Source organism: Burkholderia sp. WP9, assembly GCF_900104795.1.
GTDB lineage: Bacteria > Pseudomonadota > Gammaproteobacteria > Burkholderiales > Burkholderiaceae > Paraburkholderia.
Genome location: NZ_FNTG01000001.1, coordinates 1914378 through 1928178, shown reverse-complemented (window position 1 = coordinate 1928178; position 13801 = coordinate 1914378). Strand labels below are relative to the sequence as shown.

General features: G+C 63.3%; 13 protein-coding genes. 10 read left to right on the top strand and 3 right to left on the bottom strand.

All coding sequences use genetic code 11. From position 1 onward, the window contains the following. The first annotated feature begins 95 nt into the window (after positions 1-95). Positions 96-1451, top strand: a complete 1356-nt coding sequence (locus tag BLW71_RS08640; protein WP_091795126.1) for an APC family permease — start codon at positions 96-98, stop codon at positions 1449-1451. An 85-nt stretch (positions 1452-1536) separates the two neighbouring features. Here BLW71_RS08640 and BLW71_RS08635 read toward each other — a convergent pair whose 3' ends face one another. Next, the gene (locus tag BLW71_RS08635) at positions 1537-1719 is read right to left on the bottom strand and encodes a hypothetical protein (RefSeq protein WP_091795123.1); all 183 of its coding nucleotides are present in this window, start codon (positions 1717-1719) and stop codon (positions 1537-1539) included. A 109-nt stretch (positions 1720-1828) separates the two neighbouring features. Continuing rightward, positions 1829-2752: an NAD-dependent epimerase/dehydratase family protein gene (locus tag BLW71_RS08630; protein WP_091800621.1), complete on the bottom strand. Its 924-nt coding sequence runs from the start codon at positions 2750-2752 to the stop codon at positions 1829-1831. 106 nt (positions 2753-2858) lie between these two features. On the opposite strand from BLW71_RS08630, the gene BLW71_RS08625 reads away from it, so the two are divergent. From BLW71_RS08625 to hutG, 8 genes are all read left to right on the top strand, one after another. After that, on the top strand, positions 2859-3755 hold the full coding sequence (locus tag BLW71_RS08625) for a LysR family transcriptional regulator (protein WP_091795119.1): 897 nt from the start codon (positions 2859-2861) through the stop codon (positions 3753-3755). 367 nt (positions 3756-4122) lie between these two features. Further along, positions 4123-5646, top strand: coding sequence for a histidine ammonia-lyase (hutH, locus tag BLW71_RS08620; protein ID WP_091795115.1), 1524 nt, complete (start codon positions 4123-4125; stop codon positions 5644-5646). A 24-nt stretch (positions 5647-5670) separates the two neighbouring features. Beyond that, on the top strand, positions 5671-6366 hold the full coding sequence (gene hutC, locus BLW71_RS08615; RefSeq protein WP_091795112.1) for a histidine utilization transcriptional repressor HutC: 696 nt from the start codon (positions 5671-5673) through the stop codon (positions 6364-6366). A 61-nt stretch (positions 6367-6427) separates the two neighbouring features. Further along, positions 6428-8116 carry a urocanate hydratase gene (gene hutU / locus BLW71_RS08610; RefSeq protein ID WP_091795109.1) on the top strand — a complete coding sequence of 563 codons (1689 nt, stop codon included), beginning with the start codon at positions 6428-6430 and terminating at the stop codon, positions 8114-8116. A 2-nt stretch (positions 8117-8118) separates the two neighbouring features. After that, complete coding sequence (locus BLW71_RS08605) at positions 8119-8763, top strand: HutD/Ves family protein (RefSeq protein WP_502686816.1); 645 nt, start codon at positions 8119-8121, stop codon at positions 8761-8763. A gap of 85 nt (positions 8764-8848) precedes the next feature. Continuing rightward, positions 8849-10072, top strand: a complete 1224-nt coding sequence (gene hutI, locus BLW71_RS08600) for an imidazolonepropionase (RefSeq protein ID WP_091795106.1) — start codon at positions 8849-8851, stop codon at positions 10070-10072. Positions 10073-10082: 10 nt separating this feature from the next. Next, positions 10083-11510, top strand: a complete 1428-nt coding sequence (locus BLW71_RS08595) for a formimidoylglutamate deiminase (RefSeq protein WP_091795104.1) — start codon at positions 10083-10085, stop codon at positions 11508-11510. Between the two features lie 68 nt (positions 11511-11578). Then, the gene (hutG, locus tag BLW71_RS08590; protein ID WP_091795101.1) at positions 11579-12394 is read left to right on the top strand and encodes an N-formylglutamate deformylase; all 816 of its coding nucleotides are present in this window, start codon (positions 11579-11581) and stop codon (positions 12392-12394) included. A 261-nt stretch (positions 12395-12655) separates the two neighbouring features. Here hutG and BLW71_RS41570 read toward each other — a convergent pair whose 3' ends face one another. Then, positions 12656-12793 (bottom strand): hypothetical protein, encoded by a 138-nt coding sequence (locus BLW71_RS41570; protein ID WP_177204991.1) that lies wholly within the window; start codon positions 12791-12793, stop codon positions 12656-12658. 334 nt (positions 12794-13127) lie between these two features. On the opposite strand from BLW71_RS41570, the gene BLW71_RS08585 reads away from it, so the two are divergent. Then, positions 13128-13793 (top strand): hypothetical protein, encoded by a 666-nt coding sequence (locus BLW71_RS08585; RefSeq protein ID WP_091795098.1) that lies wholly within the window; start codon positions 13128-13130, stop codon positions 13791-13793. Positions 13794-13801: the final 8 nt, after the last annotated feature.

Below are 13801 nucleotides of genomic sequence, written 5' to 3'. Positions count from 1 at the left end.
GCGCCGCCAGCAAGTCCGATCGACCCGGCTCGACCGGGGCGCGTGCCATGCCGCGCCCGGGACGATGCTCGCCCATTCGCAAGAGGAGACACCGTATGACTTCATCATCCGCCGCCGAACCCGCGGCCCCACGCAGCGCGCACCTGAAGCGCACACTCGGCCTGCCGTCGGTCCTGCTATTCGGTCTGGCTTACATGGCGCCGCTGATCGTCTACGGCACCTATGGCGTGCTGGCGAGCGCCAGCCAGGACACCGCGGCGCTCGCCTATCTGATCGCGCTGATCGCGATCGTATTCACCGCGCTCAGCTACGGCAAACTGGCGCGGCTCTTTCCGGTGGCCGGTTCGGCCTACACGTACACGCGCAAGACCTTCAACCCGCATCTCGGCTTCATGATCGGCTGGGCCACCTTGCTCGATTATTTCTTCCTGCCGATGGTGATCTGGCTGATCGGCGCAGCGTATCTGAGCGCCGCGTTCCCGCACGTGCCGGCGTGGATCTGGATCGTCGCGTTTATCGTGCTGACCAGTGCGTTGAACATTCTCGGCATCGAACTCGCGAACCGCTTCAACATCGTGCTGATGGTGGTGCAACTGGCGATCGTCGCGTTGTTCGTCGTGCTGTGCTGCCACTATGTGACGGCGGCCGCCGGACCTGGCGGTCTCGTGTCGGCCGAGCCGTTCTTCAAACCGCACGTGCCGTTCTCGGCGACGATGGCGGGCGCGGCGATCGCCGCGTATTCGTATCTCGGCTTCGACGCGGTCTCGACGCTGACTGAAGAAACCATCGCCCCCGAAAGGACCATGCCGCGAGCCATCGTGCTGATTGCGCTGATCGGCGGCGCGATCTTCGTGATCGCGGCCTATACCGTGCAGCTCGCGCACCCGGGCGCGGTGTTCAAGGACCCGGATTCGGCGGCTTTCGAAGTCGCGCGCAAAGTGGGTGGCGATATATTCGTCACGGTGTTTCTGGCGGGCCTGATTCTCGCGCAGTTTGCCTCGGGCATCTCGGCGCAGGCGAGCGTGGGACGTCTGTTGTATGCAATGGGCCGTGACGAAGTGCTGCCCAAACGCATCTTCGGTTTCGTGCATCCTAAGTTCAAGACGCCGGCGCTGAACATCGCGATTGCGGGCGCTGTCGGTCTCGTCGCCTTGAAGCTCGATGTGGCCACTTCGACATCGTTCATCAACTTCGGTGCGTTCCTTGCGTTCACGGCCGTCAATCTGTGCGTGATCCGTCAGTTCTTCAACGCGCGGGGCAGTGCGAACGCGATAGGCGTGATCGGCGGGCTGCTGTTGCCGTTGGCCGGCGCGCTCGCCGACGTGTGGCTGCTGGTGAGTCTGGAGAAGACGGCGCTGGTGCTAGGCGCGGTGTGGTTCGTGTTGGGCTTGTGCTATCTCGGCTGGATTACGCGCTGCTTTCGCCAGGCGCCGCCGGAAGTCGCGGTGTGATCAAACGGTTGCGCGCTCGTTGTGCGCGCAACCGCGACAGGTGTGACGTCGCGATGCACGGCGTCACATGCGAAGCGCTGTCGCTTCAAAGCGACATGTCGAAAGCGGGCTTGAGGAAAACTTCGATCGCCATCACGACGAGCCCCATCGCGGCCGCCGACAGCGTCAACGTGCCGTATTCGTCGTAGCGTGCATCGTAGAGACACGCCACGACGAAAAGAATCGCCAGCAGATTGGTCAGCCAATCGAAATTCAGCGCCATAGTCATCGATCAAATCCGGGCTCATGCGCGACCCGGTTTGTCGAGCCGCGCGATCAGGTGAGCGCGATTCTATCGAGTTGAGCTTACGGATTCGCAACGGCGGCGCTTACATGGATTACGCCGCGGTAGAAGCCTTCTTCGCGGACATCATGTCGTGCTCGATCCAGTCGATCACGGAAGTTCTCTTCGGTTGCCAGCCAAGCAGCTTGCGGGCGCGCTCACCGCGCACGCGGCTGTTCGAGCCGAGGCCATACGAGGCCATTTCGTAGCCCCATTCCTTTTGCGCTTCTTCGAGCGGCCAGTCTTGCGGTTCGCCGAGCTCCATCGTGCGCGCAATCGCGGCGCTCATGTCGCGGAACGACGCCTCGCCGCTTTCCACAAAGTAGAAGGTGCCCGCGGGCGTGTTTTCGAGAGCGAGGCGATACAGTTCGGCGACGTCGTCGATATGCACGTTCGACCAGATATTGCCGCCGCTGCCCACGTGGCGCACCACGCCGCTCTTCAGTGTTTGACGCACGAGGCGCGGCAATTGCACGCTCGCGCTGCCGGAGACCGCACCGTGGCCGTAGATCAGCGTGTTGCACAGTACGGCCGAGCGGACGTTCCGCTGTGCGGCGTCGAGCACGAGTTGATCGATGGCCACGCGCGCGGCCTTGTCGGCGGTCGGCGTGGGCAGCGCGTCTTCGTGATAGATGCGCGCCTGACCCGCTTCGCCGCCGGACGCATCGCCGACAATGCTCGAACCGCTCGTGTGCAGGAACGTTTTGCCGGACCCGGCGAGTCCTTCGATCAGCGCTTTCACGGCGCCTTCATGGTCGCTGCTCGCGGCATTGATGACGGCGTCGGCGGCTTTTGCTTCGGCGATCAGCAACGCGCTGTCGTCGAGCGTACCGATGACGGGTTCGATACCCAGACGTTGCAGCTCGGCGCGCTGTTCGGGGTTGCGGATCAGACCGCGGACGGAGTGGCCGGCGCGCGCAAGATGCGCTGCAATGGACCCGCCGATAAAACCGCTTGCACCAGTGATGAAAATCTTCAAGTCGTTCTCCTTGTTGAGAAACACGATGACATGCACGCAGTATCCATCGTCTTGATTCTCGCAAAAAGCGTGTTAGTCTCAAATCAAACTTGATTTGAAATCAACAATGAAAACTTCGACTGACGAGTTGCTGGTGTTCGTCACGGTGATCGACAGCGGCTCGATCACCGCGGCTGCGGAAAAACTGGGCCAAACGGTCTCGGGCGTGAGCCGCGCGCTCACGCGCCTGGAGAAGAAGCTGGATACGGCGCTGGTGCGGCGCACGACGCGCCGTTTGCAGCTTACCGAAGAGGGCGAAGCTTTCCTGCAGCGCGCCCGGGCCATCCTGCACGCGATGGAAGAGGCCGAGGAGTCCGTCACGCGCGGCCGCGAGCGGCCCTCGGGGCGTTTGCGTGTCGATGCGGCGTCGCCCTTCATGCTGCATTGCGTGGCGCCGCATATGACGGCGTTTTCGGCCCTGTATCCGGAGATCAGGCTGGAATTGACCAGCAACGAACGGATCGTGGATCTGCTGGAGCAGAAGGTGGATATCGCGATCCGCATCGGCGAGTTGCAGGATTCGACCTTGCATGCGCGTGCGTTGGGGACCAGCAAGCTGCGGGTACTCGCGAGCCCGGCGTATCTGGCCGAATATGGCGAACCCAGATCGGTGGAAGCCTTGCGGGAACATCGGCTGATCGGCTTCACGGCACCGGAGCATCTGAATCGCTGGCCGTTGCGGGAAGGGCGCAAGGGCGGCTCCGAAACGCTGAAGATCGAACCGGCGATCACCGCGTCGAGTGGCGAGACACTGCGGCAACTGGTGCTGACGGGATGGGGCATCGCCTGTCTGGCCGACTTCATGAGTGCCGCCGACGTGCGCGAGAAGCGTCTCGTACCGATTCTCGGCAACGTGCTCGCCGACGAGCGGCAGCGGGTGAGTGCGGTGTATTACCAGAGCGCGTCGCTGGCGGGGCGCGTGCAGTGCTTTCTGGACTTTATCGCGGCGCGCGTGAAGCTTTAGCCGCGTTATTCCCTTCATCCGCCTGATACGAAGCCCGCGGCTTGCCAGAGTCCGCGGGCTTTTTTACGCCGCGAGCCGCCTCGCCTATAACGCTCTTATGGCCGCGGAGTCGTCACCGGTCGAGGCCGGAATCTTTTTGTCCGCCTCGCGCCTCGCTTTTTGAACGTGTATATACAAGTTGAGATCTTCGAAGCGGAGAGGCGCTACACGTCAGGTGGTCGATTGAAGACATCGCAAAGGCAAGATCCAAGCCAAGCCTGCATCTCGCCCTAATGGAAACCCCTAGGCCAAAACCTCCAAAAACAAGTTGTATATACAAGCCGACGCCGCTAGACTTCTTTCAAATTGTATAGACAGGACGACAACCATGATGAATCTGAAGCCCGGCCACCTGACCCTCCCGCAACTGCGCCAGATCGCACGCGAACACGTCGCGCTGCAACTCGATCCCGCCAGCCATGCCGCGATCGACGCCTGCGCGCAAGCCGTTGCCGACATCGCCGCGAAGGGCGAGCCGGCCTACGGCATCAACACGGGTTTTGGGCGCCTCGCCAGCACGCATATTCCGCACGACCAGCTCGAACTGCTGCAGCGCAACCTGGTGCTCTCGCACGCGGTTGGCGTGGGTGAGCCGATGTCGCGTCCGGTCGTGCGTCTGCTGATCGCGCTGAAGCTCTCGAGCCTCGGCCGCGGCCATTCGGGCATTCGCCGTGAAGTGATGGAAGCGCTGATCACGCTGTACAACGCCGACGTGCTGCCGGTGATTCCGGTCAAGGGTTCGGTCGGCGCATCGGGCGACCTCGCGCCGCTCGCGCATATGTCGGCGGTGCTGCTCGGCGTCGGCGAAGTGTTCGCGAAGGGCGAGCGCATGCCGGCCACCGAAGGTCTCGCGCTCGTCGGCCTCAAGCCGCTCACGCTGCAAGCCAAGGAAGGTCTGGCGCTGCTGAACGGCACGCAGGCTTCGACCGCGCTCGCGCTCTATAACATGTTCGCCATTGAAGACCTGTACCGCACCGCGCTGGTGTCGGGCGCGTTGTCGGTGGATGCGGCCATGGGTTCGGTCAAGCCGTTCGACGCGCGCATTCACGAACTGCGCGGCCATCAAGGCCAGATCGACGCGGCCGAGGCATACCGCTCGCTGTTGCAAGGCTCGGGCATCAACGTCTCGCACGCCGATTGCGACAAGGTGCAGGACCCGTACAGCCTGCGCTGCCAGCCGCAAGTCATGGGCGCGTGTCTGGATCAGATGCGCCACGCCGCCAACGTGCTGCTGCTCGAAGCGAACGCCGTCTCCGACAATCCGCTGATTTTCCCCGACACCGGCGAAGTGCTGTCGGGCGGTAACTTCCACGCGGAGCCGGTTGCCTTCGCGGCCGACAACCTCGCGCTCGCCGCCGCTGAAATCGGCGCACTCGCCGAACGCCGCATCGCGCTGCTGATCGACGCGACGCTGTCGGGCCTGCCGCCGTTCCTCGTGCGCGACGGTGGCGTGAATTCGGGCTTCATGATCGCTCACGTCACGGCTGCCGCGCTCGCCTCGGAAAACAAGACGCTCGCGCATCCGGCATCGGTCGACTCGCTGCCCACGTCGGCGAATCAGGAAGACCACGTGTCGATGGCAACGTTCGCCGCGCGCAAGCTGGGCGACATTGCTGAAAACACCGCGAACATTCTGTCGATCGAGTTGCTCGCCGCCGCGCAAGGCGTCGATCTGCGCGCGCCGCACAAGACCAGCCCGAGCCTGCAGAAAGCGATGGACGCAGTGCGCAAGGACGTCGCGCATTACGAGCTCGACCACTACTTCGCACCGGATATCGCGGCGGTCACGCGTCTCGTGCAGAACGGCACGATCGCGAAGCTGAGCCCGTTCTCTTTCGTGTCCGAACAGTAAGTCTCAAGCACGCATATCAAGCCAATGAACGCACCGGCCTATCAGGGCATCAAGGACTTCATCCTCGCGCGCATCCATGCGGGCGAATGGGCCGAAGGCGACCAGGTGCCCTCCGAAAACGAGTTGGCGCGCGAATTCAACGTTGCGCGCATGACGGTCAACCGCGCATTGCGTGAGTTGACTTCGGAGCAGGTGCTTACGCGTGTGCAAGGTTCGGGCACCTTCGTGGCCCGTCCCAAGTACGAATCGACACTGGTGGCGATCCGCAGCATTTCCGACGAAATCGTCGCGCGCGGTCATCGCTATCAGGCGAACGTGCTGCACATCGGCGCGAGTATCGCCGACGAAGCGCTCGCCGAGGAAATGCAGGTGAGCGCGGGCAGCCCGGTGTTTCATTCGCGCGTGCTGCATTTTGAAAACGACGAGCCGGTGCAGCTCGAAGAGCGTTGGGTCAATCCGGCGGTTGCGCCCGAATACGCGTTGCAGGACTTTACGAACACCACGCCGAACCAGTATCTCGTGCGCGTGGCGCCGTTGCAGCGCGTCGAGTATCGCATCGAAGCGCTCGCCGCTGACGGCGATACGCGCGAGTTGCTGACCATGGACGAACTCGAACCGTGCCTTGTGCTGCATCGGCGCACATGGTCGCAAAGCCAGGTCGCTTCGATCGCCAATCTCTGGCATCCCGGCAGCCGTTATCGCTTTACCGGACACTTCTAACACGCCGTCTTTTCCGAATCCGATTCTTTTTCGACTATCTACAAGCATTCCGAGGGCCATCATGAACAACCCGAAACACATCGATCCGCGTCTTGATCCCACCCGCACGATCCGCGCACCGCGCGGCGCGGAAAAGACCTGCAAGACCTGGATCGCGGAAGCCGCGTACCGGATGATCCAGAACAATCTGGACCCGGAAGTCGCCGAGCATCCGCATGCGCTCGTCGTGTACGGCGGGATCGGCCGTGCCGCGCGCAACTGGGATTGCTTCGATCAGATTCTCAAGTCGCTGAAGGATCTGGAAGAAAACGAAACGCTGCTGATTCAATCGGGCAAGCCGGTTGGCGTGTTCCGCACGCATGCCGACGCGCCGCGCGTGTTGCTGGCGAATTCGAATCTGGTGCCGCATTGGGCGACGTGGGAACACTTCCACGAACTCGATCGCAAGGGCCTGATGATGTACGGCCAGATGACGGCGGGCAGCTGGATTTACATCGGCAGCCAGGGCATCGTGCAGGGCACCTACGAGACGTTCTTCTCGGTAGCGAACCAGCACTTCAACGGCGAGCCGAAGGGCCGCTGGATTCTGACCGGCGGTCTGGGCGGCATGGGCGGCGCGCAACCGCTCGCGGCCACCATGGCCGGTTTTTCGATGATCGCGGTGGAATGCGACGAGACGCGCATCGACTTCCGTCTGAAGACGCGCTACGTCGATAAAAAGGCGAAGACGCTCGACGAAGCGCTCGCCATGCTCGACGAAGCGAAGCAGACCGGCAAGCCGGTGTCGATCGGCCTGCTGGGCAATGCCGCCGACGTCTTCGCCGAGTGCGTGACGCGCGGCATCACGCCGGATTGCGTGACCGACCAGACTAGCGCGCACGATCCGATTCACGGCTACCTGCCGCAAGGCTGGAGCGTTGAAGACTGGCGTGAGCGGATGAAGACCGCGCCGGACAGCATCATCCTGCCGGCCAAGCAGTCGATGGCCAAACAGGTGCAAGCCATGCTGACGCTGCAGGAACGCGGCGCCGCCACGCTCGACTACGGCAACAACATCCGTCAGATGGCGCTGGAAATGGGCGTGGAAAACGCCTTCGATTTCCCGGGCTTCGTGCCGGCGTATATCCGGCCGCTCTTCTGTGAAGGCAAGGGGCCGTTCCGCTGGGTCGCGCTGTCGGGCGATCCAGAGGATATCTACAAGACCGATGCCAAGGTCAAGGAATTGATTCCCGACGATCCGCATCTGCACAACTGGCTCGACATGGCGCGTGAACGTATCGCGTTCCAGGGCTTGCCGGCGCGAATCTGCTGGGTTGGCGTGAAGGACCGCTATCGCCTGGGCCAGGCGTTCAACGAAATGGTCAGGAACGGCGAACTGAAGGCGCCGATCGTGATCGGCCGTGATCACCTCGACACCGGTTCGGTGGCAAGCCCGAATCGCGAAACCGAATCGATGAAGGACGGTTCGGACGCGGTCAGCGACTGGCCGCTGCTCAACGCGCTGCTGAACACCGCAGGCGGCGCCTCGTGGGTGTCGCTGCATCACGGCGGCGGCGTGGGCATGGGCTTTAGCCAGCATTCGGGCGTCGTGATCGTCGCGGACGGCACGGATGCCGCGAAAGAGCGCCTCGGCCGCGTGCTGTTCAACGATCCGGCAACCGGCGTGATGCGTCACGCGGATGCGGGCTATGAACTCGCGCAGGAAACGGCGCGCGAGGCCGGTCTCAATCTGCCGATGCTGGGCCGCTGATCGTGACGCTTCACGGCACGCTTCATGGCACGCTTCACAGCACGCCAATCGGCAGCGGGGCTACCCTCACGCTGATTCGCGGCGCCGACCTCGTGGCGGCGCCGTGGAAGAACGGCGGCGGCGTCACCCGCGAAGTGGCGGCTTTTCCAGAAGGCGCGGGGCTCGACGCGTTCGTGTGGCGGGTGAGCGTTGCCGATGTCGCGCAAGCCGGGCCGTTCTCGCGCTTTGCCGGTATCGATCGCACGCTCGTGTTGTTGTCCGGTGCGGGCATGCTGCTCGACGAAGCCGGCGGCGAGAAGACACACGCGTTGACGCAAGCGCTCGACATGGCGCGCTTCGCCGGCGAAGCGCACATCGACGCGCGCCTTGTCGACGGCGCGACGCGCGACTTCAACCTGATGGTGCGTCGCGATGCGGCGCAGGGTGAGGTGGAAGTATGGCGCGGCGCAGCGCGGCGCACGCTTTGCGCCGACGTGGTCCTGCTGTACTGCGCGCAAGGCGCCGTGCGGGTCGCGCCGGGCGCCGCGCAACCGCTATCGCTCGAAGCGGGCGACACGCTGCGTATCGACACACCGAACGCGCTGTCATGCGTGGTAGAAGGCGAGGGCGCCTTGCTCGCCATCAGTATCCGCTACGCACACGGCTGACGACGATTCGTATGCACGCCCAGTTCCGTCACGGCGCGCGCATGCGAACCACCACAGACACGCAACAAGCTGCAAAGAGCACGCGATGAAGCAAACCGTCTGGCATCACCTGAAACTTTGCCCGCAGGGCGATCCCCAACACACGCTGCCGGATGCCGCGCTCGCCGTTGAGAACGGCACGATCGTATGGCTCGGCGCGGCCCCCGATTTACCCGCCGAATACGCCGGATGGCCGCGAGAAGATCTGCACGGCGCGTGGGTCACGCCGGGTCTCGTCGATTGCCACACGCACCTCGTGTACGGCGGGCAGCGCGCGGACGAATTCGCGCAGCGCCTCGCGGGCGTCAGCTACGAAGAAATCGCGCGCCAGGGCGGCGGCATTGTCTCCACGGTGCGCGCCACGCGTGCCGCGGATGAAGCCTCGCTGCTGCGTCAGTCGGCCGCTCGGCTCGAACCCTTGCTTGCCGAAGGCGTGACGACGATCGAGATCAAGTCCGGTTATGGCCTCGATCTCGCCAGTGAGCGCAAGATGCTGCGCGTCGCGCGGCAATTGGGCGAGCGCTATCCGGTAACGGTCTACACGACGTTTCTCGGCGCGCATGCGTTGCCGCCTGAATTCGCCGGCCGCGCCGACGCGTATATCGACGAAGTCTGCAATACCATGCTGCCCGCGCTTGCCGACGAAGGTCTCGTCGACGCGGTCGACGTGTTCTGCGAGCGCATCGGCTTTTCGCTGGAACAAAGCGAGCGCGTTTTCGAGGCGGCGGAACGTTACAAACTCCCCGTGAAAATGCACGCCGAGCAACTGTCGAACGGCGGCGGCACGGCACTCGCGGCGCGCCACCATGCGCTGTCCGCCGACCACCTCGAATTTCTCGACGAAGCCGGCGTGGCCGCGATGAAAGAAGCCGGCATGGTGGCCGTGTTGCTGCCGGGCGCGTATTACTTCATCCGCGAGACGCAGTTGCCGCCGCTGGAATTGCTGCGGCGCTATGAGGTGCCGATTGCGATTTCGACCGACAGCAACCCCGGCACGTCGCCCGCCACCTCGCTGCTGCTGATGATGAACATGGCCACCACGCTGTTCCGCATGACCGTGCCCGAAGTGCTGCAAGGCGTGACTTCGCACGCGGCGCGCGCGCTCGGCAAGGCGGATCGGCACGGCTCGCTGCAGGCAGGACGAGCGGCCGACTTCGCGGCGTGGTCGGTCGATTCGCTGGCCGAGCTGGCTTACTGGATTGGACGTCCGTTGTGCGCGCAAGTCGTACGCGCGGGTGAAACCGTTTATAAGCGGCGCGAATTGAGCTAGGACCTGAGAGATGACACAAACGCAGACAGAACCGCAGACACAAACACAATCGAAACGATCGCTGTTCGCCGAGCATGCTTATCTGCCCGACGGTTGGCGTCGCAACGTGCTGCTGGAGTGGGACACGAACGGCATGTTGACGTCCGTCACGCCGGATACGTCCGCGCCGCCCGCCGGTGTGCAGAAGGCCGTCGGTCCGGTATTGCCTGGCATGCCGAACCTTCATTCGCATGCGTTTCAGCGCGCAATGGCCGGTCTCACCGAATATCGCGCGGCGTCCGGCGCGGGCGCTACGGACAACTTCTGGAGCTGGCGCGACCTGATGTATCGCTTTGCCGCGCGCATCACGCCGGAAGGCCTGGCGAGCGTCGCGCAGTGGCTGTACATCGAAATGCTGAAGGCGGGTTATACGTCGGTATGCGAGTTTCACTACGTGCACCACACGCCTGAGGGCGGCCGCTATGCGAATCAGGCGGAACTCGCGCAACGTGTCGTGGATGCGGCATCGGCGAGCGGTATCGGCATGACGATGCTGCCGGTGCTGTATCAGTACGGCGGCTTCGGCTCGCGCGCGCCGCGTGACGATCAGCGGCGTTTCATCAACACGCCGGAGAGTCTGCTCGATCTGCTCGGCACGTTGCGCGCGGCACGCCCCGAAAGCGCCGCGTTGCGCTACGGCGTGGCGCCGCATTCGCTGCGCGCCGTATCCGCGGATTCATTGCGCGCGCTGCTCGGCGGCATCGACAGCACTGCGCCCGTTCATATCCATATTGCCGAGCAGACCGCTGAAGTCGACGCGTGCCTCGAAACTGAAGGCGCGCGTCCGGTGCAATGGCTGCTCGATCGTTTCGACGTAGACAGCCGCTGGTGCCTCGTGCATGCCACTCACGTCGACACGAACGAAACGCTGGCGCTCGCGAAGAGTGGCGCGGTTGCCGGGCTGTGCCTGACGACCGAAGCCAACCTCGGTGACGGCATTTTTCCCGCGCAGGAATATCTCGACGCGCAAGGACGCATGGGCGTGGGCTCGGATAGCCATATCGGCGTCGACTGGCGCGCGGAACTGCGCTTGCTCGAATACGGCCAGCGTCTCACGCGCCGGCAACGCAATGTGCTGGCGTCGGCGCAGACGACGCATGTCGCCGACCGTCTGTACGACGCTGCGCTCGAAGGCGGCGCGCGCGCGACGGGCCGCGCGGTTGGTGCCTTGCAGGCGGGTTGCCGTGCCGATTGGCTCGTGCTCGACGTGGATCATTCGAGCATTGCCGAGCATGCGCCGCACGCCTGGCTCTCGGGCGTTGTATTCTGCGAGCATGGCGAAACACCGATTCGCGACGTCTATGCCGGCGGCGACAAGGTCGTGGACAATCGTCGGCATCGCGATGAAGAGGGCGCGTACGCACGCTATCGTGTGGCGCTTGCGGACCTGCTCAAATAACGCGGCTGCCGGCGCGACTTGCATGATCCGCTGAACTGATTCTTCGATCTTATCGATTCCGGACTGATATGACTGATTCGAACCCAACGCCGGTTTTCTCGCTGCATCAGGGAAGCCTGCCGCTCCTCATTTCGATTCCGCATCTGGGTACGCAGATCCCCGCCGACATCGCCGCGACGATGACGCCCGTCGCGCGGCGCACCGACGATTGCGACTGGCATCTGGACCGTCTCTACGCGTTCGCAAAACGCATGGGCGCGTCGATTCTTTCGCCGACCTACGCGCGTTACGTGATCGACCTGAACCGTCCGCCCGATGGCGCGAACCTCTATCCGGGGCAGGACACGACCGGTCTGCTGCCGGTCGATACCTTCGACAAGGAACCGTTGTATCCCGACGGCCAACTGCCGACTGAAGCTGAAGTCGCGCGCCGTCGCGAAGCGTACTGGAAGCCGTATCACGAGGCGTTGCAAGGAGAACTTGCAGCGCTGAAGGCGAAACACGGCAAGGTGCTGCTGTGGGAAGCGCATTCGATCCGCTCGCATGTGCCACGTTTCTTCGCAGGACGTCTGCCCGATTTCAACTTCGGCACGTCCAATGGCGCGAGCGCGGCGGCGGGATTGGCCGAAGAAATGGCTGCGCTCGTCGAGCGACATGACGGCGGCTATTCGGCTGTTGCCAATGGTCGCTTCAAGGGTGGGTATATCACGCGCGAGTATGGGCAGCCGTCGCAAGGCGTGCATGCATTGCAGCTCGAACTGTCGCAGATCACGTATATGGAAGAGCACATGCCCTATGCGTATGACGAAACGCTGGCTGCGAAAGTCGAGCCTTTGCTGGAAGCGCTCGTCGCGAAAGCGTTGGAGCTCGTCGAGGCGGCGTGACGCACGCGTTATCGCGCGGTCGTTTTATCTTTCCTTCCACTCGGTTCACGGTGCTGCGCAAGGTGCGCAAAGCCGTGTCCGTGTCGGCTGACACCGCAAAGGTGTAACAGCATGTGTCCGTGATTGCATGCTGCCGTTTTCGCGCAGAACGTATAGAGCGCGTCCAACCCGTTGCGCTGTCTCCTACCTGCCGGCGAAAAAAAGCCCCGCGAGTAGCGGGGCTTCACCACGTGCCGCGCCGGTTAGGGCATGGCAGCACCATTAATGGCAGCGCTTTTCCCAATGATGATGGACGTGCACCTTGTGGCATTCGCGGTGATGATGCTCATACGCTTGTGCGGGCGCAATGGCGCTCAGAGCAGCGACGGCAGCGGCGATGGTGAGAACAAACTTCTTCATTACAGAATCCTTAATTCGGTGTTGGGGTATTAGCGTTGAAGCACGGCGCGTGCCGCAACGGTTCGCAAGCATGCCACATTGCGCGTTCAGAGCGGAGGAACGCTGGACAAATGCGCTGGTCAATTCACAACGACGGGCGCCGCGAGCGGCCGCTGGCGGTGACTGGCGTGCGACGGCGCGAAATCGCGCAGTGGCGTGTAAAAACGACAGATCGACGCGCATGCGATGTGATGCCGGGATTGCGCATCATGGCGTGAAGCGGCTACCCTTTCAAAACGATGACGCGCCTAAGCGCGTGATCTTCACATCGGGCAAAAAAATGGAAGACCCAGCGATGGAAGATTCCGACGAATTGCTGCTCCCGGTCTGGCGAGCGAACCTGGTGCTGTTGACCCGCGAGGTCGGTGCGGCGTCGCGCCTCGCGCGCATGATGACCTTTTCCGCGAGCTATCTGAAGCTGATGTTGTCCGGTCAGCGCGAATTCAGCGAGGAATTCGTGCGCGGGATCGAAGCGGTCACCGGATTGCCGGCTGGCTGGATGAACGCACCGCACACCGAGCATGACATACCGTCCAACGCGCGCGAGGCGATCGATAACGAACAGCCGCTCGCGCGGTTTCGCGGCACGGCGCATCCCGTGCGAAAGAAGACGGTGCTGCGGCCGCCCGAGCCGATTTTCGGCCAGCCGGGACCGGCCAAACGTGTCGAAGAAGAAATTCTCGACGCCGAAACGCATCGGCGTCAGGCGCACTTTCGCAAAGTGCGCGACGTGGCGATTCAGGAAGTGCGGCGTTTCGAGCGGCATCTGAGCCATGCGCCGGTGGAACTGGCGTCGATGCGCGCCAAGGTGGAAGACGTGATCGCCGCCGCCGATCTCGACGATCCGATTCAGGCCGATCTCGCGGGACGGCTGGAGCAGATAGAAAAACATCGCCATCTTCTGCTCAGGCACGTGGAGCGGTTGCAGGCTTTACTCGGGCAACTCGGCGAAACGGAGTGATGCCGCGC

Bases quoted from the DNA above. Each gene is read 5' to 3' on its own strand.
- hutI (WP_091795106.1), top strand. From the start codon at position 8,849: ATGAAGCAAACCGTCTGGCATCACCTGAAACTTTGCCCGCAGGGCGAT.
- hutU (WP_091795109.1), top strand. From the start codon at position 6,428: ATGAACAACCCGAAACACATCGATCCGCGTCTTGATCCCACCCGCACG.
- BLW71_RS41570 (WP_177204991.1), bottom strand. From the start codon at position 12,793: ATGAAGAAGTTTGTTCTCACCATCGCCGCTGCCGTCGCTGCTCTGAGC.
- BLW71_RS08635 (WP_091795123.1), bottom strand. From the start codon at position 1,719: ATGACTATGGCGCTGAATTTCGATTGGCTGACCAATCTGCTGGCGATT.
- hutH (WP_091795115.1), top strand. From the start codon at position 4,123: ATGATGAATCTGAAGCCCGGCCACCTGACCCTCCCGCAACTGCGCCAG.
- BLW71_RS08625 (WP_091795119.1), top strand. From the start codon at position 2,859: ATGAAAACTTCGACTGACGAGTTGCTGGTGTTCGTCACGGTGATCGAC.
- BLW71_RS08640 (WP_091795126.1), top strand. From the start codon at position 96: ATGACTTCATCATCCGCCGCCGAACCCGCGGCCCCACGCAGCGCGCAC.
- BLW71_RS08595 (WP_091795104.1), top strand. From the start codon at position 10,083: ATGACACAAACGCAGACAGAACCGCAGACACAAACACAATCGAAACGA.
- hutG (WP_091795101.1), top strand. From the start codon at position 11,579: ATGACTGATTCGAACCCAACGCCGGTTTTCTCGCTGCATCAGGGAAGC.
- BLW71_RS08585 (WP_091795098.1), top strand. From the start codon at position 13,128: ATGGAAGATTCCGACGAATTGCTGCTCCCGGTCTGGCGAGCGAACCTG.
- hutC (WP_091795112.1), top strand. From the start codon at position 5,671: ATGAACGCACCGGCCTATCAGGGCATCAAGGACTTCATCCTCGCGCGC.